The sequence below is a fragment of the Salipaludibacillus daqingensis genome (assembly GCF_029891575.1).
Lineage (GTDB): Bacteria > Bacillota > Bacilli > Bacillales > Salisediminibacteriaceae > Salipaludibacillus > Salipaludibacillus daqingensis.
This window is the reverse complement of the sequence record NZ_JARZHF010000007.1, coordinates 141,778-166,452: the sequence shown is the minus strand read 5'-3', so window position 1 is coordinate 166,452 and position 24,675 is coordinate 141,778. Positions and strand designations below refer to the sequence as shown.

Annotated in this window: 22 protein-coding genes; all 22 read right to left on the bottom strand. The window is 30.7% G+C overall.

Annotated elements, in window-relative coordinates; translation table 11 throughout:
- Positions 1-326: 326 nt before the first annotated feature.
- The 22 genes from QDN89_RS14675 to QDN89_RS14570 all read right to left on the bottom strand — a co-directional run bounded on the left by QDN89_RS14675 (position 327) and on the right by QDN89_RS14570 (position 24,610).
- Positions 327-1,304 (bottom strand): metallophosphoesterase, encoded by a 978-nt coding sequence (locus QDN89_RS14675; protein WP_280770906.1) that lies wholly within the window; start codon positions 1,302-1,304, stop codon positions 327-329.
- A gap of 139 nt (positions 1,305-1,443) precedes the next feature.
- Positions 1,444-2,547 (bottom strand): carboxylate--amine ligase, encoded by a 1,104-nt coding sequence (locus tag QDN89_RS14670; RefSeq protein ID WP_280770905.1) that lies wholly within the window; start codon positions 2,545-2,547, stop codon positions 1,444-1,446.
- 45 nt (positions 2,548-2,592) lie between these two features.
- Positions 2,593-3,180, bottom strand: a complete 588-nt coding sequence (locus QDN89_RS14665; RefSeq protein WP_280770904.1) for a sugar transferase — start codon at positions 3,178-3,180, stop codon at positions 2,593-2,595.
- A 47-nt stretch (positions 3,181-3,227) separates the two neighbouring features.
- Positions 3,228-4,052, bottom strand: coding sequence for a tyrosine-protein phosphatase (locus QDN89_RS14660; protein WP_280770903.1), 825 nt, complete (start codon positions 4,050-4,052; stop codon positions 3,228-3,230).
- Positions 4,053-4,095: 43 nt separating this feature from the next.
- Entirely contained in the window at positions 4,096-5,172 is a 1,077-nt protein-coding gene (locus tag QDN89_RS14655; protein ID WP_280770902.1) for a lipid II:glycine glycyltransferase FemX, read from the bottom strand.
- Positions 5,173-5,223: 51 nt separating this feature from the next.
- On the bottom strand, positions 5,224-6,120 hold the full coding sequence (galU, locus tag QDN89_RS14650) for a UTP--glucose-1-phosphate uridylyltransferase GalU (protein WP_280770901.1): 897 nt from the start codon (positions 6,118-6,120) through the stop codon (positions 5,224-5,226).
- Entirely contained in the window at positions 6,117-7,196 is a 1,080-nt protein-coding gene (locus tag QDN89_RS14645; RefSeq protein WP_280770900.1) for an NAD-dependent epimerase, read from the bottom strand. Before QDN89_RS14645 ends, galU begins: the two co-directional genes overlap by 4 nt.
- 67 nt (positions 7,197-7,263) lie before the next feature.
- Positions 7,264-7,932, bottom strand: a complete 669-nt coding sequence (locus tag QDN89_RS14640; RefSeq protein ID WP_280770899.1) for a hypothetical protein — start codon at positions 7,930-7,932, stop codon at positions 7,264-7,266.
- Between the two features lie 74 nt (positions 7,933-8,006).
- A complete protein-coding gene (locus tag QDN89_RS14635; RefSeq protein WP_280770898.1) occupies positions 8,007-9,110 on the bottom strand; it encodes a hypothetical protein in 1,104 nt (367 codons plus the stop codon).
- 149 nt (positions 9,111-9,259) lie between these two features.
- Positions 9,260-10,030 (bottom strand): nucleoside/nucleotide kinase family protein, encoded by a 771-nt coding sequence (locus tag QDN89_RS14630; protein ID WP_280770897.1) that lies wholly within the window; start codon positions 10,028-10,030, stop codon positions 9,260-9,262.
- Positions 10,031-10,178: 148 nt separating this feature from the next.
- A complete protein-coding gene (locus tag QDN89_RS14625) occupies positions 10,179-11,939 on the bottom strand; it encodes an ABC transporter ATP-binding protein (protein ID WP_280770896.1) in 1,761 nt (586 codons plus the stop codon).
- 180 nt (positions 11,940-12,119) lie between these two features.
- Positions 12,120-12,887: a P-loop domain-containing protein gene (locus tag QDN89_RS14620; RefSeq protein WP_280770895.1), complete on the bottom strand. Its 768-nt coding sequence runs from the start codon at positions 12,885-12,887 to the stop codon at positions 12,120-12,122.
- Between the two features lie 75 nt (positions 12,888-12,962).
- On the bottom strand, positions 12,963-14,165 hold the full coding sequence (locus QDN89_RS14615; protein WP_280770894.1) for a CDP-glycerol glycerophosphotransferase family protein: 1,203 nt from the start codon (positions 14,163-14,165) through the stop codon (positions 12,963-12,965).
- A gap of 175 nt (positions 14,166-14,340) precedes the next feature.
- Positions 14,341-15,468, bottom strand: a complete 1,128-nt coding sequence (locus tag QDN89_RS14610; protein WP_280770893.1) for a CapA family protein — start codon at positions 15,466-15,468, stop codon at positions 14,341-14,343.
- 15 nt (positions 15,469-15,483) lie between these two features.
- Positions 15,484-16,401 carry an ATP-grasp fold amidoligase family protein gene (locus tag QDN89_RS14605; protein ID WP_280770892.1) on the bottom strand — a complete coding sequence of 306 codons (918 nt, stop codon included), beginning with the start codon at positions 16,399-16,401 and terminating at the stop codon, positions 15,484-15,486.
- 11 nt (positions 16,402-16,412) lie between these two features.
- Positions 16,413-17,702 (bottom strand): O-antigen ligase family protein, encoded by a 1,290-nt coding sequence (locus tag QDN89_RS14600; RefSeq protein WP_280770891.1) that lies wholly within the window; start codon positions 17,700-17,702, stop codon positions 16,413-16,415.
- A complete protein-coding gene (locus QDN89_RS14595) occupies positions 17,680-18,822 on the bottom strand; it encodes a glycosyltransferase family 4 protein (RefSeq protein WP_280770890.1) in 1,143 nt (380 codons plus the stop codon). Before QDN89_RS14595 ends, QDN89_RS14600 begins: the two co-directional genes overlap by 23 nt.
- Positions 18,823-19,127: 305 nt before the next feature.
- Positions 19,128-19,907, bottom strand: coding sequence for a ParB N-terminal domain-containing protein (locus QDN89_RS14590; protein ID WP_280770889.1), 780 nt, complete (start codon positions 19,905-19,907; stop codon positions 19,128-19,130).
- A 108-nt stretch (positions 19,908-20,015) separates the two neighbouring features.
- A complete protein-coding gene (locus QDN89_RS14585; RefSeq protein ID WP_280770888.1) occupies positions 20,016-21,086 on the bottom strand; it encodes a glycosyltransferase family 1 protein in 1,071 nt (356 codons plus the stop codon).
- A gap of 74 nt (positions 21,087-21,160) precedes the next feature.
- Entirely contained in the window at positions 21,161-22,291 is a 1,131-nt protein-coding gene (locus tag QDN89_RS14580) for a glycosyltransferase family 1 protein (RefSeq protein ID WP_280770887.1), read from the bottom strand.
- Positions 22,292-22,407: 116 nt separating this feature from the next.
- Positions 22,408-23,499 (bottom strand): glycosyltransferase family 4 protein, encoded by a 1,092-nt coding sequence (locus QDN89_RS14575; protein WP_280770886.1) that lies wholly within the window; start codon positions 23,497-23,499, stop codon positions 22,408-22,410.
- A 34-nt stretch (positions 23,500-23,533) separates the two neighbouring features.
- Positions 23,534-24,610, bottom strand: coding sequence for a DegT/DnrJ/EryC1/StrS family aminotransferase (locus QDN89_RS14570; RefSeq protein ID WP_280771040.1), 1,077 nt, complete (start codon positions 24,608-24,610; stop codon positions 23,534-23,536).
- Between the last annotated feature and the right edge of the window lie 65 nt (positions 24,611-24,675).

Genomic DNA, 24,675 nt, shown 5'->3' with positions numbered 1-24,675 from the left:
ATATTTGAAACTCTATTGCCTGATAATACAACAAAAAAGCGTCCACAAACCATCGCTACATCAGCAATAGAGTGTGGACGCTTAAACTAGGAACTCCTGAATCAATATAAAAATAAAAATCTTGAGCTTTCCTGCAGTATTCACTTATATCGCAGGGAACACATCTACTTCAAATCCTCTCGCTTTATAGGATCAACTCCTATTGAGATACCTTACGTAACTTACCATCCCTTAGAAGGAAGGGCAGCTATAGATCCTCCATTCCTCTCATTTAAAGAAAACAGCACCAAAACCTTCTGGAGATCAGAGTTATATTTGAAACTATATCAACTAGGAGATCTTTTCAATGTTAATAAGTTAATTTCAGGAGTGTTAAAAAGACGAAAATCCAACCAACTTACTGCATTACTACTTCCTAAGCCAGCACTGACATATTGCTTTAATCCATTGTATTCCCATACTCCCTTTACTCTATCTCGCGGTGGGAAAAACATGCTATCAGCATAAACTTCGGGTACAAATAAGGCACCATAAAAAGGAATCCTAATTTGACCACCATGATAATGCCCAGCAATATGAAGGTCATAATCTCTAAATAAAATTGACTGGTCATTTTTATATTTATCTATTCTATTATCAATTAAAGGGTAATGGTTGAGAGAAATGAGGACATCATCATCAGTCAGATCGTCAAGTATTGTCATATTATTATATAATTTCTTTTGATATTCAATATCCTTAACAGAACTGCTTGACGCCCCCTTCAATTTTTCTAATTGAGTTATAGGGTTTTTTAGTGAAATATCAAATTCTACAAAATGTATCGTTGCATTTCCTTTATTTATCGAATATAAAGATTCTAGAGATTGTACTCCTCTTTCAGACATTCCACGAATGAATTCATGCTTGTTAGCAGAACGTTCAGAAACGGATATAGAATTTTCAGGATCTGTATTTCCAGCAACATATAGAGCATGTGTAAGGTTATCGATACCTTCTAATAGCAAATATGTTGGTGTATAAATATCACTATTCTCATCGTCTAACATGTCACCAGTAAATACAATCACATCATAATCTAGTTGATTAACTTTATTAATTAATTTTACTTGATCTTCACCAAATACTTTTTCATGTAAATCTGTGACTTGTAAAATGCGAAACCCTGCTAACTCATTCGGTAAGTTTTCGATAAATATCGTTTCTTTAGCAACAATGACTCGTTGATTATCCCACATAGTATAAATAACTACTGATATAAAAACAATTAAGAACCCTGAAATAACACGAATTATCAATTTCATAGCCAACAACTCCGCTAGCATGTCTTATACACTATTTTACTAGTTGTCTTTCCTAACAATATTAGATTAGGAGAAAAGAAAAAGTCAGAAATAAAATAAGTTTTCGTTAACAAATATTATAGAAATGAATCTAGAGAGATCATATGATTGTGTCAGTCGGTATTATTTCTTTGTTTATCCCTTCAAAAAATACATTAATGTTTTTATCTGAAGAAATAATTGGTTCTCGATCCATATCACGTATCCATATTAATCCATCTTCAAGAGGATTAATTTTATTAGTTAAAGAGGGAAATTTATTATATAAGGCTATATCTTTATATATTTCCGGCATATTTAAACCAGCTTGTGTGAAAAAATTAGACGTTGTGAAAAAACGCATATTTATTTCCGTTGGATTAGGAAAATCGTTATAATCATATGCCATATCTACACCATAAACGCCATGTGGTTTCTTATCTATTGCATAAATCGTGTCAAGAGATACTCTGTTGACCTCATTGCACGAATATGTCTCACCAACACTCGTAATTCCAGTCACACCAGATAAAGTTCGATTTCCAAACCCCCAAGATTTTCGCCGTCTAGTTTGAGCCACCACCAGTTCACCTTCATACCAAATTGATAACCATGTCACAGTTTTATCAGATTGCAGTAATTCTGACGCAGTAAAATCCCCCCATCCTTTGTGTATATCTATCCAGTTTTGGGCAAATTCATAATCATTCGTTGGTAATGCACCTCTACCTCCTGCGCCAACAGTAGAACGCAACCATATATTCCCTTGAAGATTACCAAGTTGACTAAATGCTTTTTTTAAATCATTTTCATCCATAATCATCATTGTTTTCGGCACTTTAATTCCTTCTGTTTTCCAAATTTTATAAGATTTATATTTATCAGTACAGGCATCTATAACATAGTGATTAGGCATAAATACATTTGTCCCTTTTTCAATTAAATTACTTCTAAATTGAGAGGCCGCGAGTATCTCTCTATCATTCATAAAAACAGCTAGATTAGGTTTTTCTTTGTCTATAATGCTTAATAATGATTTCTTGTACTGTTTACTAAAAGCATAGTTATAAGGAATATAACGTTTTATATGTGCTCTTGATGAATATAAATTAAATGGGTTTCTGGACACACCAATAATTTCTTCATTTATTTCAGATTTTTCCCAAGATTTAATGACATTTTCACTAGGAGATGCTCCTACATCAGTAATTAATATTGTGCCCATCATTACACCCCTTTATTAGTTCTATTAGATAGATAGATTTATTAATCAAATCCCTTTATATCGCTCCATACTATAATGCTTTTTAGAACTCACTCCTTCTTTTTTAAATACCTTCTTCACAGTTATTAATAATATTTTAATATCTAAAAGGATAGATTGATTATCTACATACCAAATATCGAATCTAAACTTTTCTTCCCAAGTAATTGTATTTCGCCCATTAACTTGAGCCCATCCTGTTATACCTGGTTTTACATCATGCCTTCGTGCTTGTTCTTCTGTGTAAATAGAAAGGTAACTCATTAACAGCGGTCGTGGACCTACTAAACTCAATTCGCCTTTGATAACATTAAAAAGTTGCGGCAATTCGTCTAAACTATATTTTCTTAATGATTTCCCAAGTTTCGTTAATCTTTTACTCCCTGGAAGCAAATGGCCATTCTCATCTTTGTTTTCATTCATTGTTCTGAATTTCCAAATTCGAAACGGTTTTCCATTTAGACCAGGTCTTTCTTGTTTAAATAAGATGGGAGATCCTAATTGAAGTTTAACAACCCCAGCTATAAATAACATCAAAGGGAATAATAAGCATAATAAAGAAAGTGAACAAAGCAAATCAAAAATACGTTTCAATATTTTCACCTCCAAATCCCTGAAATTGTCCACCCTTTGTCCTTTTGCTATTTCTGTTCAACCCGTAAATTGAGTGGATGACTGTATAGAAAGAAATATTGTGTTTTGTTTTTAATAAAACTAGGCTCATATATATTAATATTTGAATCATCTACTATACTGCACGCATTCTCTTCCAAATATGTTCTGTATTGCAGCGAATAAATAGACTCAATCATGTTATACGCAGAAATTAATTCGAATTTACGTCGTAAATAATGATGTGCATCAGACGCAATGAAATGGACCAGATTATGATCTAACAAATCCCGAGAAAAATTTTTTAACCGCTTCCCATGGAGTCCAGTTACACTTCCAGCCGTTATTTGAACTAAAATCCCTTTTTTAACCATATTATATATTTTCACTGGATTTTTCCTAATCATTTTATTTCTCTCTGGGTGAACAAGTATCGGAATAAACCCTCGACTTTTTAATTCATACAAAGTTTCTTCTGTGTTTTGAGGATAACTATGACAAGGTAGTTCAATTAGAATATATCTTCCTTTATTATTTAAAGTTAAAAAATCATTTATGTTATTATCCATATCTTCACGAATATTTTTATGAAGATGATACTCAATCCCTGAAAATACAATAAGAGAAATATTTTCCTCTTTAAGAATGTGATTAAATTCATCCACCACTTTGATAATTTGCTGAGGATCATTTTCATAATAGTGATGTTTATGATGATGTTTATGATGAGGAGTTGCAAAAACATGAGTAATCCCAGAATCTGCCGCTTGTTTAGCTAATAAAATGGCTTCCGACCAATCTTTTGGTCCATCATCAAAATTCGGTAAAATGTGGTTATGGATATCAACAATCATTTCTTCCTCCTTCAATAAAGGTATTCAACCAATCAAATCAAAGTCATCTGACTTTGAACTCGACTAATAATTCGGGTTGTTTTTCTATTAATTCCCCTCTGTAGATTGGAAAATATTCATTCGTGTGGTATGTCTGTTTAATATCATTTTCAATTTCTCTGTATATATCATGATTATAAATTTTTGTTCCAATATAATAATCATAGTTATTGTTATTAGTAAAAGAAGATTTAAACTTAAATAAACCATCGTCTTCTTTATATCCTCCACCTAAATGTAAAACAGATGAACCATTCAACTTGCAATATTCAATCATGAAATCAAATAATAAATTATTAGGTTTTAAATTTAGGAACTCACTATTTGAAGCACCTAGATGATAATGAGCGTTTGTTTTACCAATTATCACCATAACTGCCGCAATAATTTCGTTTTTATACATTGCGAAAAGTAAAATTGTTTCGCTCATTGATGTTTTGTTCATTTGTTCTGAAAAGTAGCTTTTATCAAAATAGTAAAAGCTAGTAGCTTTATTTTTCTTCATTGTTTGTTTATACAGGGAGATAAATATGTTCATGTTTTCTTCTGTACTTTCTGCTTTTATACAGGTGACGCCTTCCTTTTTCGCTTTCTTAATATTACGTTTATTCATGGATGAATAATTATTTCTTATTTCTTCTAATGTCTTGTTAAGATCTACCGCGGTGGTCTTTCTGATATACTTACAATTTAAAAAACTCCCACAATAGGTTGCATTATTAATGATTGGATGAAATCTTACCGTCTCCGTAATAATATTATTAGTTAAACAATAGTATTTAAATTTATTATAGAATTCTACAACTATTTTTTTGCTTTCTCCTTCAACGATCGGCCCCCCATACCCATATGGAGTAATGATGTCATTTAATTTCTCATTTCCTATTTCTACCTTTCGTTTTATAAATGGATAAAATAATTTAGAACCTTCATTAGAATAATAGGCAGCAAACAGATCTCCATTTTCTTCGTTAGCAGATGTTTTTCCATATTGGTATGAATAATAGATATCTAAGTTATTAAATTCACTTGTAGCCATTTCCCAATCTAGTAACGAGTTTATTATTTTAAATGTAGTCATAAATGATACCACCTCCTAATCAATTTACTTTTTGTAAGTGACCAGCTATTATCAAGGATTACTTTCCGTTTCTAAATAATTTTCTGTTATTTTTTGTAAGTAATCCAATACTTCATTTCTCAAATCATCTCTTTGCAAAGCAACGTCTATTGTAGCTTTAACAAATCCTAATTTGTCCCCAACATCGTATCGATTCCCAATAAATTCATAAGCTAAGACGATTTGGTTTTCATTCAGTTTTTTAATAGCATCTGTTAATTGTATTTCCCCACCAGCTCCAGGAGCCAAATTTTCTAGAATATGAAAAATTTCTGGTCGTAATATATAACGTCCCATGATTGCATAGTTTGAGGGAGACTCATTTTGTTTTGGTTTCTCGATCAAGTCCTTTACGTGAATAACCCCATCTTCTATTGGTGTTATTTTTGGAGATACAATTCCATATTTTGAGACATCTTTATCTGGGACTTGCTGAACCCCAACTACAGATGAATTATAACGGTCAAATATATTTATTAGTTGCTTTAAACAAGGAGTTTCTGACTGAACAATGTCATCTCCTAGCAAAACAGCAAACGGTTCATCACCAATGAAATGTTTTGCACATCCAATAGCATGCCCCAGACCTAGGGGTTCTTTTTGCCTTATATAATATATATTCGCCATATTTGAGATACCTTTAATTTCTGCTAACAGGTCAAGCTTTTCTTTCTTTAGTAACGTTTCTTCTAATTCATATGATTTATCGAAATGATCCTCAACGGCACGTTTTCCTCGTCCGCTAATAATGATGATGTCTTCAATTCCCGAGGCAATAGCTTCTTCAACAATAAATTGAATTGTCGGTTTATCGACAATTGGAAGCATCTCTTTTGGCTGAGCTTTTGTTGCTGGTAAAAATCGTGTACCAAGACCAGCCGCAGGAATGATTGCCTTTTTAATTTTCATATCGTTTCACTCCTTTTAAAAGCAAATATCTTCTTTCTATATTGTAAAGGTACAAATGTTCTCGCTTGCTTTACTTCATAATAATCTTTATACCAATCTACAAATTTCTTTAATCCCTCATCAATCGTTGTGGAAGGATTAAATCCGATGGCATGTTGTATGTCATCTATTTTCGCAAAGGTTGATTGCACATCGCCTGGTTGCATCGGTAAAAATTCTTTCTTTGCTTCCATGCCTATGTGCCTCTCTAAAGTTTGAATAAAGTCCATAAGTTTAACTGGTTGATTGTTGCCAATATTATAAATCTTGTATGGGGCATAACTAGAACTAGGGTCTGGATTCTCTCGGTCCCAAAACGGGTTAGCTTTAGGTGGATGACCAATCAATCCAACAATGCCTTCGACGATATCATCTATATAGGTGAAATCGCGCATCATTTCACCTTTGTTAAACACCTTAATCGGTTTACCTTCAATGATGTTCTTAGTAAATGAATAGTAGGCCATATCAGGTCGCCCGTGTGTTCCGTAAACAGTAAAGAAACGTAACCCTGTCGTTGAAAGATTAAATAAATGACTATAGGTATGAGCCATTAATTCGTTAGATTTTTTTGTAGCAGCATATAAACTAACTGGATGATTTACTTCATCAGACGTTGAAAATGGCATTTTTACATTGGCTCCATAAACGGAACTAGAAGAGGCATAAATTAAATGTTTAATATGATGATGTCGACACGCTTCTAAAATATTAGTAAACCCTAGAATGTTAGAATTAATATATGCTTGTGGATTTTCTAAACTGTATCGTACTCCTGCTTGAGCAGCTAAATTAATAACCACATCAATTTTTTCGTTATCAAAGCATTGATTCAATGCCTGTCGATCAGCTAAATCTTCTTCGTAAAAAGAAAAAGAATCGAATGGAAGAAGAACTTCCAATCGATCCCTTTTTAATTGAATGTTATAATAATCATTTATATTATCAAAACCAATGACAGTATATCCATCTTGTAACAGCCGTTTTGATAAGTGCATACCTACAAATCCTGCTGCACCGGTAACTAAAATTTTCATTAATCATACCTCCTCAGACTCCTTGCACATAACAAAATGAAAACAACCCTTATTATAGTCTACATATCTAAAAATAAAATAAACTTTCATTTTCAATGTATTCTACTTTCTTTCTTAATCTAGGCAAAAGAGTTAATGCCCTCCGGTCAATACAACCAATCTGCGCTGGCACCTGTTTAAAACCTAAAATAAGAGCTATTGCAATTCTGTGAGTACCTCCATCAGCAAATATTAACTCCCCTTCTGGACCTATATTGATTCTAATGCCAAATTCTTCTCGATAAGCTAAAAAGCTTAATTCTTTTCTAGTTTTTAATTTCCCATCTTTTTTAATTTCTTCAAATATGCGATCTAACTCTTTGTGCCTTTTAATTATACTATTCATATTATTTGATTTCTTTTTATAGAAAGAATATTCGCCTGTATCTTCCCAGCTAGTTCCATCCACCCAATGCTTTATACAATAGTTAATTTTTTCAACTTCAGTAAGTGGTATATAATCACTTTTACTCAAAGGCCAAGATTCAATAACCTTTCCTGAATATTTCGGCCCCCACCCTATTTTCTTATGAGTATCTAAGTCAATTGCTAATAATTCAGTTGGATCAACATAGATTCTCTCTGCATATAAAGGTGCTATTTTACCATAATCTAAAATGTTTTTTATATCTCTTAAAAAAATCATTCTAATTCTAAATTTGACTCGCTTGATAAAATATTTATATTTTTTTTTCATTATGGTCATCCCCCCTTTCTATAATTAAGGCTCCCCTGAAGATATAGAAAATAAAGTTGCACTTTGTTTGGAAATCACCTGATTGCTATTTTTGAATCCAATTGAACTTTCTCCCTTGAATTAATTGTTTTCCATATTACCGTTTTCACTATCAATAAATTAGAAGGATTTTCTTTCTCTTGAAAAATATCTGGAATGTTTTCTTTTAAGTTTGTTATCATTAAATCACAATCAGGACTATTATCTATTAATGCAATCCCGCCTAAATTTAAATACTTTTCTAAGTCATTAATTAATCTTTTGGGATTTCTGTTTCCCAATTTAATATCAATTATTTTTACTTCTATTTTCCAATTTAGCCATTCCTTCACTTGATTAACAGTATCGTTATCATCTAGTATCCAAATAAACCCTCTTGCAGGTAATAATTTTTTTGTAATTGTAGTAGAATTATTATTGTATCTCATTTGAATTTTTCTGATAGTAATTCGATATTTCCAAATGTAATACTTCAACTGAGCGAAATTGGTGTTTTTAATGATGATTTTTTTAACTTCACGTTCTACTTTTTCGAAATTAATCCTTTCGAGAGATTTATGACTTAAAACATTCAAAAACTCTTCTTGCGCCCCTTTCTCAATCCCTGCTTCCTTTAATATAGAAACAAAGTCACCATAAGAGATTCTATTTATTAAAAAAGAAAAACTTGCTTGATATTTATTTTTGCTGCGTTCATCTTTAGATTTCTCTAATACTATTCTTGAGTATAGTATTAGTAATTCTATACAGGGGTTTTGAACATAAATATTATGAACGGAATCATATTCTCTAAGTTTTAATGATAGGTCATTAAAAGGAAGATTATATTCATTTACGTACTTATGTCCAATCTTTAATTCATAATGTAAATGTAAATGGACTAACTTTCCAGAAGGTAAATCTAAACCAATCCAATCTTCAATATTTTCACTTCTCTGTTCTTTTTGTGTAATAACATGAACAAAGTTTATAGACCTCAATAAAACAGAGCATTTTTCTTTCATTTGTATGGATACTAGTATATCTATATCACCAATACCGTTAAGTCCCTTGTAAACATGATCGTTTCCTTTCCAATGACAATACAAAATATTTTGTTTTTCAAATTGATCCAAAAGTTCTTTACATACATTTAACATTAATTTCACCACTCTCTTTTCACAGTTTTGCCCTCATACAAAAATGGTGATCATATGTTAGAATAACGCATATCTAAAATTTGACGCAGAATTAAAAGTTTCAATGATATATATTTATATCATGCAAAATCACATAACTATAAGAATATTTATTTAAAACGGCTCAGCTCTTCCATTATTAATTTTTTTATTTCTTTTAACTCATTTTCATAAGGTTGCGTAGCATCAATATTATATATAGTTGAATTTTCAAACTCTAATTCTTTAGTGATCTCAGCTTTTCTTTTTATTTTATCGAAGGAATGATCAGGTTTTCGGCTGATTGACACTTCTGGTGGCAAATGAAGTTTAAATACTAATCTAGGTGAGTATTTCTTCGCTTTTCCTAGAACATTTTCCTCACGATCAGCTAACTTTCTTATCACAGTTATGTGTGAATATTGAGAATATTTATCTCGGATTTTGGGACCATCATATATCCCTTTAAACTGCACTTGAGGAAAACGATCAAATATTACTATTCCACCTTTTTGTTGATATTTTTGTGCTTCCTTTAGCTTTTTTAATGATCTCTTTGATAATTTTAATAAGTCCATTGCATGAAACATAGTAAATAAAAATCGAATAAATACTTTATGTTTATTTATCTTTATGACCTTTATCTTGTTTACCTTTCCATCTTTAAAAGCTTTATCATTTTTATTGTGTTTGTTTGATAATTTATTTTTTTGTACTTTACTAATCACTTCTTTAGACCTTTTAAACATACTTAAATGTTGATCATTACTACCAAGATAAACTTTTTTACAAGTGTTATTTAAAGATAGCCATTTTTCGATTTCTTCACTAATCGTCGTTTTACCAGCACCATCTGAACCAATAAAACATATAGAAAAACCTCCATTTTTGATCTTTTCCATTCATACCCCCCCTATTACATTTTTGTGCTACATACGATAAGAAAGCATTTTCGTTGCAAATTAGTAATCAAGAGAGCAATTACAACGTGATATGAGTGTCAAATTCATGTCTGTGGTAATTTCTGTCAAAGAAGAGAAATGACATATATTAACCTTGGGCCTGATTAACTTTTATTAGTTCACCTCTATCCATCTCAAATACAACATCACAATTTTGTATAGTGCTTAATCTATGTGCAATAATAACCAACGTTTTCTCACCTTTAAGACTGTCAATCGCTCTCATAATTTCTTTTTCCGTATCATTATCAAGTGCTGAAGTTGCTTCATCCATAAATAGTATTTCTGGATCATGATAAAGAGCTCTTGCAATTCCAATTCTTTGTCGCTGTCCTCCTGACAGTCGGACGCCTCGTTCTCCAACAACTGTATCAAGTTTTTCTGGGAGACTATCTATATAATCTTTTAGTTGTGCTTGCTCGATAGCTCGAGACACTGCCTCATAATCTATTTGCTCATTTTCTATGCCAAATGCTACATTACGACAAATAGTATCATCTGATAAGTAGATAAATTGTGGTATATAACCAATTTTCTGTTTCCATGTCGTGTCGATAGTCTTTATTCTATTTCCGTCTATTTTAATTGCTCCAATAGAAGGTTCAAGAACACCTAATATAATATCAACTAATGTAGTTTTTCCTGAACCAGTTGGTCCAACAAATGCAATTGATTGGCCAATTGGTATAGAAAGAGATACATTTCTTATTGACTGCTCATGAGCATTTGGATACGTATATGACACATTGTCTACTTCAACAGATTGATGAAAGGATTTTTCCTTCGAGTTGATTGAAACTAATTCAAGAAGAGTATTTTCTATTTCCGTATTGTCATCTTCCATAAGTAAGTCATTATAGATCGCATCCAAAGCTGGCTTTTTATTTCGAATTGTTGTCATAGCACTAGTCATGCGATTAATTGATGGCATTATTCGAATGGCAGACATTGCAAATAAACTTATTGTCGCAATGAGAGTGGTTAGTTCTTGTGATTGAATCATTACGACTAATATGATTAATAAAATTGTTGCCACAACAATAGTTTCTATAAATAATCGTGGAACTTCTTTGATTACTGAATAAAACTGTGATGCTTGAGCATATTTTTGACTTTCTTTTGTATAAGCATTTATAAAGAAATCTTCTCTACCAGATACCTTAACTTCTTTCCCTGCACCTAAGCCTTGGTTTACCCATTTTATCATTTGCCCTTGAGCTTTCTGTTGTATTTTTCCAGATTTCTCGATTTGCTTTCTGAATATTTTGAAGAATAATATGACAGACACTAAGATTAAAGTTCCAGATAATAAAGTTGGTATGGGTGCAACAACTAATAGCAAAATGATAATGGCTACAATAACTAAGAGTTCTGTCATGATCATAAATGCAGGTGTTATGATGCTATTAAAAACTTTTTGAACTCCTGAATTTGTGTTTCGAACTAGATCAGCTGAGTTTCGTTCTAAATGGAATGTATAGGGTTTCGCCATATAAGCAGTTAGTAGTTTTTTAGACATTTTTACTTGCTCTCTAAAAATTAAACGGTATTTTAAATAATTAAATAAATATAGGTATAGATTCTTTAGTATGAAGACTCCTAACAACCCTATAATTGCAAAGATAAGAAAAGAATTTGTTGAGTTAAATCCAAAAAATGAGTAGATAGAAAATAATACATCATTTTGGAATATTATATCTGGATTAGTGACTATGCTTACGAATGGTGCGATAAGACCTATTCCTAGAGTTTCAATTAATGCAGCAATAATCATTAATATAAAAAGACCAAAAAACTTTTTCTTTTCTTCTTTGCCTATTAGGGCTCGTATTTTTCGGAAAGTGTCCATGCTAACGTTCACAACCTTTTTTAAATATATGATAAAAAAGTTGAATATCTTTTCACCTGTAACTCAACTTCAACTAAAATCTTTATTGTATTTCGCTTTAAAATTATAGAAGGTTTGACTGAATATTAACTTCAACTAATTCTGTACTTTTATGAGGTGAATGCAATTGGAATGAATATGTTAATCATAGAAGTTTTTAAGCTCCTCGATTATTTTATCTTTAGAATCTTTTAAATTATTATTGTTGATTGATATTACTTTCGTTCCTCCGCTTTCTAATATAGGTATTAAATCCTCACTAAATTCACTTATTTTATTAAGTTTATTTTCTAATTCTTTTGAAGTAAGCATTCGAAAACTTTCTGGAACACCTTTCTTTCTATTTTTCATTCTATCCAAAGAATTTGAAATGTTACACTTAACATAAATTACCACTTCAGGAAATTTTAAATTTGTATAAATTCTATTTATATATACATTCACATTGTCATTATTAAGTGGTAAGTTCATCATTAAAAGCCTATTCGTAAAGCCTTCATCCATTATCATATATCTTTCATCTTGTAGAGTCTTATTTACAATTCCCAATTGTGCAACAGTAATCATAATGTTTTTAATAATGTATCTTCTACGTTTTTCATCGTCATTTAATAACGTTAATGCCATTAAATCTTGCCATACTTTATTATTATCAATCATAAATATAGAAATTTGTTCGTTATAATCCTTCATAGGAGTATATGAACCTCTAAACATTCTATTAATTAATATATATCGTAAATACGTTATCTTTCCTTTCTGTCTATATTGTTTATTTAATGAATCCTTGAAAAACATATGAAAATTATCTACTTTTTTATTGTGTAATTTTAATTCTTTTGCAACCAAGTTACTTAATGTTGTTTTTCCGCTTCCTGGTAATCCCATGAATTCAATTCTTCTTACCATTTCGTTTAAGACCTCCTTCTTTAACTAATACCTACAGGTCCCAACTCATTAAAAAATATTTTTATCTTTTACTAATCAACTCAACGTTTTTATTGCTTCAAACGTCCTTTTGCAATTATCATTATCTCGCAATGTAAAAAATTCACTCGTCCTTCTCAAATATTTAGCTTCCATCTTAGCTTCATTGAGTAAGACTTTCTCAAGCTCCTCTAACAACTTTTCTATACCATTTACAACTGGGCCAAAACCATCCTTTTCATAACTAAAGTATCCAGAATGATAGTGCTTAGTCCTATAGTCTTTCTGGTCAAACTGAAAAAATATTTGAGGTTTTTTCATATAAGCAAAATCGAAAAACACACTCGAAAAATCCGTTATCATAACGGAACTGTTCATCAATAACTCCTGAACATCATATTTAAATCTATCAGCTACAATTATTCTGGTATTCTCAACTTCCTCTCTAAAAAGTGGAATATAACTTTGTATGGAATAATGAGGATAAAAGATTAACTCGTAATCAAAATCAGCAAGTAACTTTGCTAAGTGATCCCTGTTCATAAAATCAACATATGCTTGGTAGAACATACTTTTTTTGAACGTTTCTTTTTCTGACTTTTTAGCTTCTTTCGTTACGTCTGAAGCAGATAACCATTTTCTAAATGTCGGCATGACAATTATTTGTTTCTTTAGATTTTTTTCATTTTCATGTAGTTTATCAAACCTACAGAAACCTAAAAGCAACGCATTTTTTTCTGGATAACCATATTCTTTAATTATCGACTCACGCTCTTTTTCCGCTGCGCACGAAATGATGGAAAATCCAGTTTTATTAAAATGGTATTTGGGTCCTTTATAATCTTTTTCTATTCCGTGCTTTAAAAGAATATGTTTTTGCTGTTTATTTAATAAAAATGGAAACTTTTCCACTAAATTCAACCAAAAGGGAAAGGCACTATTATTAGATTGAGAATTTATATAGTTTTTTGCTGTTAGAAAAAAAATATAATGTTTCATTGAATAACAATAAATTACATTTCCGTATTTTATAATTTTAGATACATCTGGAGAATCTTTTGTAATAACATAGTAAGCATTTATATCAGGGTGATTTTTTCTTGTGTACTTAAAAAAATGATAACCATTATCTCTAGCTTCCGTTTTCTTTTCACCTATCAACCATATATTTTGTTTGTATAACGGTCTATAATATGTTTTTGCTAATATATATGCAACAAAAAATTTAAGAGCATGTATGAAGTATTTCATTTTTTTCATTTATAATAACCCCCTCCCAAGAATCTTTGAGATTTTATTGACTCTCTCCCTAGTGCAAATTAAGAATTTGATGTAGTAATCAAACATATAGCAGAATAAAACGATATTATAGCAACAGAAAATACATTGCTATGACTAACTAGCAATGTGCAATTGATAACTTTTTGCTCGACTATTATTCTTTATTTTCTAAATGTAATCCTTTTAATATCAATTCTCTATGAGCTTCACTTTCAATAGTATTTTCTATCGCTAATAACTTTTTTCTACTATACTTATTCCTCAAAAGCATTCCATTTAATAGCCTTCTATCAATTCGAGTTAACCATTTATTAAAACCTGATAATTTCCTTATATATGATTGAAAGCTCTCTTTTGCAAATTCTTGATACTTTTCTTCAATAAAGCCTTCTTCAAGTATCTCTTTTGAACGTAATTGAAATTCTTTTAATATATGTTCTCCTTTGTCAACAGCTAAACGAACACCATTATCTTTTTTCACTAATGGGATATAGTCAACAGTGAGAACGTTAGTGAAATTTAATTTTATTAGTAAACTTGTTTCCCAAAATTCATTTTTTTTAGAATAATCGAATAAGAAATTCCCTTGACCATATACGATAGTCGACCCTTTGAAATCTTCATAACTACCAATACAATGACTATGTTGACAGACCACAAAATCGGCTCCCTTTTCAGTCATTCTTCGGCACACTTTCTTAAGGTATGGTGATGGGTACCGATAATGTTCTTTCCCTCCATGATGTAAGACAATAACGTAATCACATTTTTCCTTAAGAGATGCAATATGATCAAGACTTAATAACGGATCAAATGGGTTTACACCTGCAGTCTTCGAAGTAGCTATAGAAAATTCATTTTCAGCACAAGCATATACACCAATTTTTATACCTTGATGTTGTAAAATAAAAGGTTTGGTAGCTTCATTAAGATTATCTCCTACTCCTACAAATGGAATACCTGTCTCATTAAATAGATTTACTGTAGTATTTAGCCCTTGTATTCCTTGGTCCAAAATATGATTATTTGCTAAAGTCACCAAAGAAGGCTTTAATGCTTTTATTCCATTGAAAGTTTCTGTTGGAGCAATAAGGTTTGGTCCATATTTAGGTATCGGTTCTTCTTTGTTACTTAGCGGTACTTCTAAATTTAAAATGCGGTAATCAGCTGAATTCCATACTTCAAGCAATTCTTCTCCAAATAAAGTAGTGATGTCCGCACTATTGAATAAATGCATATTTGATTCTGTTGGTGCTAAGTCACCAGCTATTATTAAGTTCATAAAACACCTCCTAAATTACTTACTTAATTTGAGTGGTAATTCTAACCAGCTACCTAATTCATAGTCATAAGATACAGGAGTAAGCAAACCAAATCCTGATCCTGGATAATAAGTTAATTCGCCAAAATACAACTCTCCATTTACCTCATAAAAATCTACTCTTAAAAAAATAGTGTCTTTCGATAGCTTCTCTGCTAATTTCACCATCTTGTTAAAATTCATTGGTTTATCTATCTTATTTTCACTCCTCGGAAAGTGCAATTCGAATGGTAATGACACCCAATTTAAATCATAATAATTTGCGTACGTTCCACCATCTTCCTTATTTCTTTTGGCACCAACATAAAAACATTTAACTATTCCGTTAAAGCACAAAAATTTATAATCTTTAAGTTCTGTGCTTGATTCATCTACCAAATACTTTTCACACACAATTTTAGGTGTTACGTTTTTATATGGTAATTCTCTATGATTCCAATAATATCTGAGTTTTAGCCACTTATTTATTTCATTTTTTAATTTATTGAAATCTATCTCTGATTTATCTTTACAAACAAATACATCCCCCGATGTATGATTAGGCTTTAATACAAATTGATTTGGTAAATTACTAAAATCTATCTCATGATAATTATTATAAACGCCTATTAGTGGAATTAAATATTGTTTTCCAATCGTTCTTTCTATATATTTTCTAACTTCATATTTATCGACCATTTTTGTATATTCTGGATTATGGTCAAATAATTTTAACCATTGAAGTTTTTCATTAAATGTTTTTGGATTCTGTAAATCTAGTTTTTTACCCATTCTTAATTTAAATTTGATTTTTAGATAGATTTTATCTGGTAATAACCTACATATTTTTGATTTAAGAAAATAAAAGATAACAATTTTAGGATTTTTAACTCCTTTAATTATTTTTCTCACCATAATATATCTCCTTAAATAATTTTATTTTGTGTTTCATTCTGAATGATGATATTTCTAGTTTCTGAATAATTACCATTTATAGATTTTTTTATATTCACTTTTTCCATACACACAATCACGCTTATTAACACAAATAGTATTTGATTGTATCGAGAATAGTACGAAACAAGTCCCCAATCGGTAACAATAGCTGATATCATAATAAACAAAGCAATTAATTTAAGTGGACTCTTTTTCGGAATCCATTTAATTATTCCATAAAGAGAAATTGCATAGAAAGAAAAAAATATAAGGAAACCTGTTAAACCAGTATTCATGAGAATCTCAATATAATTATTATGGGAATATGTTCCAAATATTTCGCGCGAATATGCAACTCCATTACCAAAGATAGGTTTATTAGCGAAAGCATCAATGCCTCTCTCTATCATATATAAACGGTATTCATCACTGCTACTTACTGCACCAGTACCAGTAAAGGTACCTATCATCTCCTCTGTTCTTTGCGCTATATACCAAAATGCTTCCACAGTATTAATTAACCAATAGACAGATGTCAGAAGTATGATCCCACTAACGAAATAAAAAATCCTTTTAAGTATTACGTTTTTCTCCGCATGTTTAAAAATAACAATTAACATAATTCCAAATACTAAAATAAATAACGCTTTTTTGGAACCTGTTAAAAATACAAAGGGAACACTTACTACTATTGCAGTAATATAAAATAAAAAAAATTTATTTCTATTAGAGAAGTTAAGCACCATATATAATGCAAAAACTGCACTGTATGCAAATGTCATCCCTAAAAAGTTTGCATTTCCGATATCACCACCAAGTCTATAACCTTGGTTACTAGCTGCCGCATGAGAAAATACACTGAACCCATTAAGACTAATTACAAGAATACTTAAAACTATCCCAGCCAAAATAAATCCATTGATTAAGAAATAAATCTTATCTTTACTGTCTAAATAGTTAACAAGAAGCACCATGATGATTGCACAAGTGATAAATGAATATATATCTGACAATCCTAGTCGCCAATCTGGCGTATAAATAATGGATACCAACAATAAAATAGAATAAAGCAAAATCGCAATAGTGTAATAATTACCTTTCAAATTTTTCTTTATAAAAATGTAAAGTACACTCATTAACATAAATGAATACAACATCAACGTTCCTAACAAAGGAAATACCTCATTAAAAGCAGATAAACTTACGATATAAAGCACAAGAAAAATACCAGTTAAATTGTTTACAATTGTATACCAATTAATTTGTTTTGATATGTTCATATAATTCACCTAAGTCTGTTTTTGAAATGGATTCATTAAATTCCAACCATTGATTAGCTATTTGTGGTAGTGCATATTTTCCATTATTTATTTTTATTGCATTTAGTGATATTTTTTTTCTTAAATGGGTATCTCTAGATACTCTTTTCATCGCATGAATTAAAGCTTCTTTATTATCAGGTGGAATTAATAATCCATTTTCTTCATCTGTAATTAGAGATGCAGGTCCTCCGCATGGACAATCTGTTGAAATACACGCTAAACCTAGAGCCATTGCCTCCATTAAAGCATTCGGCATCCCTTCATAATCCGAACTCATCACAAAAAATGACGCATCAAGTATAGATTGATGAATGTTAGTTACATTGCCTTTAAGCGTAATTTTATCCTCAAGTCCAAAATGTTTAATTAATTGTTCAAGAGGATCTCTTTCTGTTCCTTCACCATAAATATCTAGAATGTAATCCGCATTTTCTCTATGAAATATATGAAATGATTCAATAAGCAATGGTAGATTCTTTTGTTTTTCTAGTCTTCCAATTGCTATAATTTTTTTAGTTCTTTCTCCCATAAACGGTTCTGGTAAATCTCCTTTTATTGGATTTGGAATTACTATTGATTTATCTTGAATAACTTTATCGAAATAATGTTGTGCATCTTCTGTTTGAAAAACAAGTCCATCTGCCAATCTATAAGCCCATTCTCTGACTCTCCTTTTGATCACACTCTTAGGATCATGCCTAGGATCATTGCGTTCACTGACAATTACTTTGTGATCAGTAAAACCTAAAGCAAAACAAGTATATATATTAGTGACAGATAGAAAGGAGATCACAACGGAAGGTTTAAGTTGTTTTGCATACTTTCTTATTAATTTCCACCTTGATATCATTGCAGATAAACCGGCTTTTTTACTAATTTCATTACATACAGGAATGATATTTACCTTTTTATTGATCTTAAAAAATATATCATCACTTGATAAGAGTAAAATGTGTATAGTTATATCATTGTCAGCATAGTAATTTGCCAGTTCACTAATAACTCTCTGGGCACCACCATTAGCAAGAGAGGATACAATAAACATCATGCTTTTAGCAGAACGATTTATTTTCACCATACCATTCCTCCTAATCAAAATTAATTCCTTATTTAATAGATTACTTTTGTTTTGAAAATATAAAAAATGTACAGCAGTACCCATTTTGAAATCATAGGTAATTCTGTACATTCATTTCTTTTATATTTTTATTTTTGTGACATTTATTCTAAATTTATTTTTGTTTTAGCGATTAACGATGATTCTATTATTGTCGACTGTTGTTTCGGAGTGTTAACTTAGTTTAATTATTTGTTGAGAAGTAGCATTCAGAATAAAAATATATTGTTTTAAATTAATTTATAATAAAGCCAACTTTTAACTATTCAATAGTTCTTTACCATATCTTTTAAATCGGGATGATTCAATAGTTTTTTATCTACTTCCTGTAAATAATTATAGTTTTTATTATACAGATTTTCTCTTTTTTGTTGCCATTTTATATGCCTCGCTTTTACTTTTACAGGTATACTTTCTATTCCGAGTATCTTTGCAATAGACAATCTATGATTTCCATCAGCACTAAATAAAAATTGGCCGTCTCTATCTATATAAACATAAATCATATCTATTTCTGGATTATCTTTTGAGGGTAATAATATACCATTTGCTTTTATATGAAGATACATACTGTCAATTTTACTTTCATATCTATCTACAAGCTCATTTATAGTAGTACATCCAATTACGATCTTTTCTTTTTTTAACCTTTCTTCATAAATTCTAAATAATTCAGTATTTTCCCAATCTACCCCTTCTTCAAAGTGTTCTCTTATGCTTTTAAACTTACAGTCTTCTTTAATAGAATGAACATCATAATCCCAATTTCCATCCATTATTACTCCAAAACTCCACTTTTTGTTTTTTTCATTATTAATTCTTTTACTTATTTCCAATGGATTAACTTCAATTATTTTATTTGGATCGGCTCTAAATTTAAACTTATATCTGTAAAAAATATCCATAATTTTATTTTTAATACTATATATACTAATTCGCATTAATAATATGTTTATGTGTCTGATCAAAACGCTAATAATACTGAGTAAAAAATTATTCAATCCTACCTCTTTGTATTTATTCAAATTTCTTATAAGTGTACTCATTTTACACCCCCGCCCTATTAAACACAATTTAGAATCTTTAGAAGTATTTTTATAGATTGTTTTATTTACAAACAATCAATATAACAACAAAGTAATTTATTCCTAAACTTATGAATAGAACTCTTCGAGTACCTTCGCAGTATCTTCTATATCAAAAGCAGATCTTTTCAATTCAAAAGACATATTTTTCCTTTCATACCCATTTTTTAATAGATATATGTTCTCCACCCAGTGTTCTGTCTTATCATTGATGTTTAAATTTGTGATTAGATTCTCTACATTTACTTCTTTTGACACATTATCAGCTACAAAGCATTTTAGCCCCGCAGCTTGAGCTTCTACTAAGGTTACAGGTAGCCCTTCATACAATGATGGCATTATAAATACATCCATTGCCTGAAAATAGTCATTAATATTAGTAACAACTCCTGCCAATATGACACTGTCAGAAAGATCTAAACTTTTAATTTTATTTTCGATATCATTTCTTAGTTCCCCATCTCCAACTAACAATAATTTGCTGTCTGGTAATTTTGACTTTATCTGCTTAAATATATCGAGTAAAAACATATGATTTTTAGCAGGGTGAAATCTCCCAACATGACCTAATATAAAATTATTTTTTAATTCGAGTTTATTTCTTATTTGGTTTCTAGTGCTTTCTTTGTATATAAATTTTTGAATTTCAATACCATTTTTTAAAATGGTAAATTTAGTATTACCAAAAAGCCACAGTCCAGCTTCATGAGAACAAGCAAAAGAATTTGTTGCAACTGCGTTTAACAAAGGTCTACAAAAATAATGTAACTTATTTAGTTTTGCAGCATTCGTATTATGGGAATGAGCAATCAAAGTCTTTGCTCCTCCTAACTTTGCTGCTAACAAATCTAGAAAAACTGTCGATGTATTCGTATGTCTATGAACTATTTTATATTTATTATCTTTCACAATTCTTTTTATATTTTTAAAATTGTTTAACAGAGCTTTTTCTTTTGGCGAAACAAGAAATATTTTGCCTCCGAGTTTCTTTATTTCATCATCAAAGCCATTTTCACTTTTTATATTAACAACGAAGTCGAATTGAATTTTAGTTCGATCTATACTTCGGTATACATTCATTATAAACGCCTGAGCACCTGCTCTATTTAAACTTCCTATTATATGCAAGACTCTAATCATTTTACCCCCTCCTTTAATTCAGATTTACATGCATGAGTACTTCAAAATAAATAATAATAGATAACCGTTATTCTTCAATAACTATGTCCATAATAGTTCTCATATATCTGTTGTGACAAATACAACTCTTCATAGTAGTTCGACACAGATTGTATATCATATCCCGCTTCAACTATATCGCTGTAAGTGTTTATTCTTTTGAATTTTTGAGAATACCTTAATAAAATATCCGCCCAATAATCTGGACTCTTACTTAGCGAAACATACTTCACTAAGTTTGTTATTTTAACTTCATCTGTTATATTTTCTGAAATAACACAAGGAATACCAGACGCTTGTGCTTCAAGCACTACCCCTGGTAACCCTTCAAAAAGGGATGGAAATAACAATATATCCATGGCTTGAAGAATTTCAGGAACATCAGATCGAATACCAAGTAGTTGAACTTTATTCTCAATACCTAGTTGTTGAATTTTAGCTTTAACCATTTCTATTGCAGGACCATTACCTATCAAAAACAATTTCAAATTTCGACTTTTTCTAACTGCTTCTTTAAATACTCGTAACAAAAAGTCGTGATTTTTCTGAGATTCAAATCGGCCAATGTGTACGACTGCTAATTCATTTATTAGCCCTAATTCTAGTCTCTTTTCGATTCTCATTTGATTATTAAAAGAGTATTTATTTACCTGAATTGCATTCGGAATGATTTTAACGGTTCCCTTATTGACAAACTTTTTTCCAAATTCGCTTATTCCTGCTAACTTGGAAACTGCTAAAAGATCTGTCGCATAAAAACGAGTTAAGCGAGTTGTATATTTTTTAATCGAACTATCTTTATTTGAATTTCTAGCGTGAGCTATCCGCTTTGGGATACCATTTTTTTTCGCCTCATTTAAATAAATAAAGCCAGTACTCGTTTGATGTCCATGAATAATTTTATATTGCTGATGACTTTTGAAAAAATTTAGCCATGAGTTTTTGTATTCAAAGTAATTTTTTCCAGTAAAACGAGGAAAGTGAAATATTTTACCACCTAAGGACCTTATTTCTTCTGAGAAAAAGCACTCGTCCTCTGTGTGAATAGCAAAATCAAATTGTACCTTTGTTTTATCTATACAACGATAAATATCCATTGTTCTACTTTCTGCTCCACCAGAATCTAATCTACCAAAAACATGAAGAACTCTTGTTAATTCTCCCATTTTCTCATACCCCTAAAGTAATTTTTTAGTAGTTATGAATGAACCTTTCTCTTTAAGATATACCTTTAACATTGTCTATCCTTAAATGTTTATAGACCTATTTAACATGAAGCTGGTCATGTCACAACTTTATTGACCTCCTCTATATAGGCATCTACAACAATATTTCTATCAAATTCTTTTTCTACCTTTTTTCTTCCAGAAAGTCCCATTAGCTTTTTAGACTCATATTCTAACTTCAAAAATTTCTCTATCTTGTCTATTAAGTCTTTACTATCTTTTTGATTCACAATAAATCCATTTACACCATCCTCCACTATTTCACGACACCCCGCTCTATTTGTCGTAATAACTGGCCTTCCACTAGCTGCACTTTCAAGTAAAACATTTGACATACCTTCTGGATAATAAGTTGGATGAATCGTGCAGTGTGATATTTTGTGAAATTCTCTAACATCACTTTGCATTCCATGATATTGAATAATTCCTTTATCTTGCATGTATCTCAACTTCTCTTCGTAACCTTCTTCACAAAACCCTAAAATATGAAATACTGTATTAACATATTTCCCTCTAATAGTTTCAGCAGCTTCTAAATACTGATCAATTCCTTTTTCCTTCATCACTCGTGCAATGAATAAAAAATGAATAGAATCATCATTCGGATAATCCATAACTGAAAATTCATCAAGATTGACACCTGACCCTGGTATTAATCTCTGTCTACAATTAGTAATATTCTTTTTTATAAAAAAATCCGCATTTTCTTTATTTTGATAAAAAACACATAATTTTTTTTTCAAAGATAACTTATACATAAACAAAGTTGTTTTTTGTAATAGGCCACCATTTTCTACTGCAGAGCCTAAACCAGTTATATTAGCTATATTAGGTACACCTTTCATTCGACAAACAAGTCCACCGAATACATTGGGTTTTATCGTATAAGTTAAAACAACATCCGGCTTCAGTTTATTTAATAGAATCCTATATTTCATCATTAACTTTAGATCTGTAAATGGGTTCTTACCTCTCCTACTTATATCGGTGTCTATAAACTCACACCCCAACTCTGTAAGAAAGGGTATAAATTCACCATTTGGTAAAGATATATATACTTCATATTTCTTAACTAATTCCTGTATTAACTCTTTTCTAAATTTATATAAACCTCCATCATTGTTTGCTAATATTAGTATCTTTTGCATAGGAAGCTCTCCTAACGGAACATTTTTACAACGTTCACCATAGCTTTTTAATAATTCGAACAATTCTTTCTAGATCTTCTTTTGTCATCTTTGTATCGCTCGGTAAACAAATTCCTGTTTCAAATAACTTCTCAGATACACCTTTTCCAACAAAATCATATTTTTGAAAGTAAGGTTGCATATGCAATGGCTTCCATATCGGTCTTGCCTCTATATTTCTTCTTTCTAAAGCTTCTATAATATCTATAGGTTTAACCTTCCCACTAAGCGTCAGTGAACTTAACCAATAATTCGGTTTATTCCAATCATTTACTGGCATGAGCTTTACACCAGCGAGCTCACCTAGTTCTCTTTTATAATATTCAAAAATATACTTTTTCTTTTCTATCCTGTCGTCTAATACCTTCATTTGACCTCTTCCAATTCCTGCTACAACATTGCTCATTCTGTAATTGAATCCTAATTCACTATGCTGAAAATGTCTTGCTGGATCTCTAGACTGTGTAGCCCAATATCTCACTTTTGCAATTCTTTCTTCATTATTTGATACGAGCATGCCTCCACCAGATGTAGTAATAATTTTGTTACCATTAAAAGAGAAGACTCCATATTCTCCAAAAGTACCAGTATGTTTTCCTTTGTAAACAGTACCTAAGCTTTCAGCTGCATCTTCAATTAGAGTAACATGATGTTTTTTACATATCGTAACAATTTTATCCATATCTGCAGATAAACCATACAGATGCACAACAATAACTGCTTTTACATTTGGATACTTCTCAAATGCCTCTTCCAATGCTTTAGGACACATATTCCAAGTCTCATAATCACTATCTATAAACACGGGTGATGCGTGTTGATAAATAATGGGATTCGCTGTAGCAGAGAAAGTCAAACTAGGACAAAATACTAAATCACCTTCCCCAACACCTGCAGCTATAAGAGCTAAATGAATAGCACTTGTTCCCGTTGTTAGGGCTGCAGCAGCCTTACTTCCTATTTTCAAAGCAAGTTCATTCTCAAATTCATTTACGTTTTCACCAAGTGGTGCAATCCAATTAGTATCAAACGCTCTCTTAATATAGTGCATTTCATAACCCTCTTCACTCATATGAGGAGACGAAAGGAATATTCTTTGCTGTTTCTCCAAAGGTAATTTAATACTATGTTTTCTTA

Excerpts from the sequence above, each read along its gene's own strand:
- QDN89_RS14655 (WP_280770902.1), bottom strand. The coding sequence starts at position 5,172 with ATGACTACATTTAAAATAATAAACTCGTTACTAGATTGGGAAATGGCT.
- QDN89_RS14600 (WP_280770891.1), bottom strand. The coding sequence starts at position 17,702 with ATGAACATATCAAAACAAATTAATTGGTATACAATTGTAAACAATTTA.
- QDN89_RS14605 (WP_280770892.1), bottom strand. The coding sequence starts at position 16,401 with ATGGTGAGAAAAATAATTAAAGGAGTTAAAAATCCTAAAATTGTTATC.
- QDN89_RS14635 (WP_280770898.1), bottom strand. The coding sequence starts at position 9,110 with ATGTTAAATGTATGTAAAGAACTTTTGGATCAATTTGAAAAACAAAAT.
- QDN89_RS14590 (WP_280770889.1), bottom strand. The coding sequence starts at position 19,907 with ATGAGTACACTTATAAGAAATTTGAATAAATACAAAGAGGTAGGATTG.
- QDN89_RS14660 (WP_280770903.1), bottom strand. The coding sequence starts at position 4,052 with ATGATTGTTGATATCCATAACCACATTTTACCGAATTTTGATGATGGA.
- QDN89_RS14580 (WP_280770887.1), bottom strand. The coding sequence starts at position 22,291 with ATGGGAGAATTAACAAGAGTTCTTCATGTTTTTGGTAGATTAGATTCT.
- QDN89_RS14670 (WP_280770905.1), bottom strand. The coding sequence starts at position 2,547 with ATGGGCACAATATTAATTACTGATGTAGGAGCATCTCCTAGTGAAAAT.
- QDN89_RS14645 (WP_280770900.1), bottom strand. The coding sequence starts at position 7,196 with ATGAAAATTTTAGTTACCGGTGCAGCAGGATTTGTAGGTATGCACTTA.
- QDN89_RS14595 (WP_280770890.1), bottom strand. The coding sequence starts at position 18,822 with ATGGTGAAAATAAATCGTTCTGCTAAAAGCATGATGTTTATTGTATCC.
- QDN89_RS14675 (WP_280770906.1), bottom strand. The coding sequence starts at position 1,304 with ATGAAATTGATAATTCGTGTTATTTCAGGGTTCTTAATTGTTTTTATA.
- QDN89_RS14620 (WP_280770895.1), bottom strand. The coding sequence starts at position 12,887 with ATGGTAAGAAGAATTGAATTCATGGGATTACCAGGAAGCGGAAAAACA.
- QDN89_RS14640 (WP_280770899.1), bottom strand. The coding sequence starts at position 7,932 with ATGAAAAAAAAATATAAATATTTTATCAAGCGAGTCAAATTTAGAATT.
- QDN89_RS14615 (WP_280770894.1), bottom strand. The coding sequence starts at position 14,165 with ATGAAAAAAATGAAATACTTCATACATGCTCTTAAATTTTTTGTTGCA.
- QDN89_RS14575 (WP_280770886.1), bottom strand. The coding sequence starts at position 23,499 with ATGCAAAAGATACTAATATTAGCAAACAATGATGGAGGTTTATATAAA.
- QDN89_RS14630 (WP_280770897.1), bottom strand. The coding sequence starts at position 10,030 with ATGGAAAAGATCAAAAATGGAGGTTTTTCTATATGTTTTATTGGTTCA.
- galU (WP_280770901.1), bottom strand. The coding sequence starts at position 6,120 with ATGAAAATTAAAAAGGCAATCATTCCTGCGGCTGGTCTTGGTACACGA.
- QDN89_RS14610 (WP_280770893.1), bottom strand. The coding sequence starts at position 15,468 with ATGAACTTAATAATAGCTGGTGACTTAGCACCAACAGAATCAAATATG.
- QDN89_RS14625 (WP_280770896.1), bottom strand. The coding sequence starts at position 11,939 with ATGGACACTTTCCGAAAAATACGAGCCCTAATAGGCAAAGAAGAAAAG.
- QDN89_RS14570 (WP_280771040.1), bottom strand. The coding sequence starts at position 24,610 with ATGAGTGAAGAGGGTTATGAAATGCACTATATTAAGAGAGCGTTTGAT.
- QDN89_RS14585 (WP_280770888.1), bottom strand. The coding sequence starts at position 21,086 with ATGATTAGAGTCTTGCATATAATAGGAAGTTTAAATAGAGCAGGTGCT.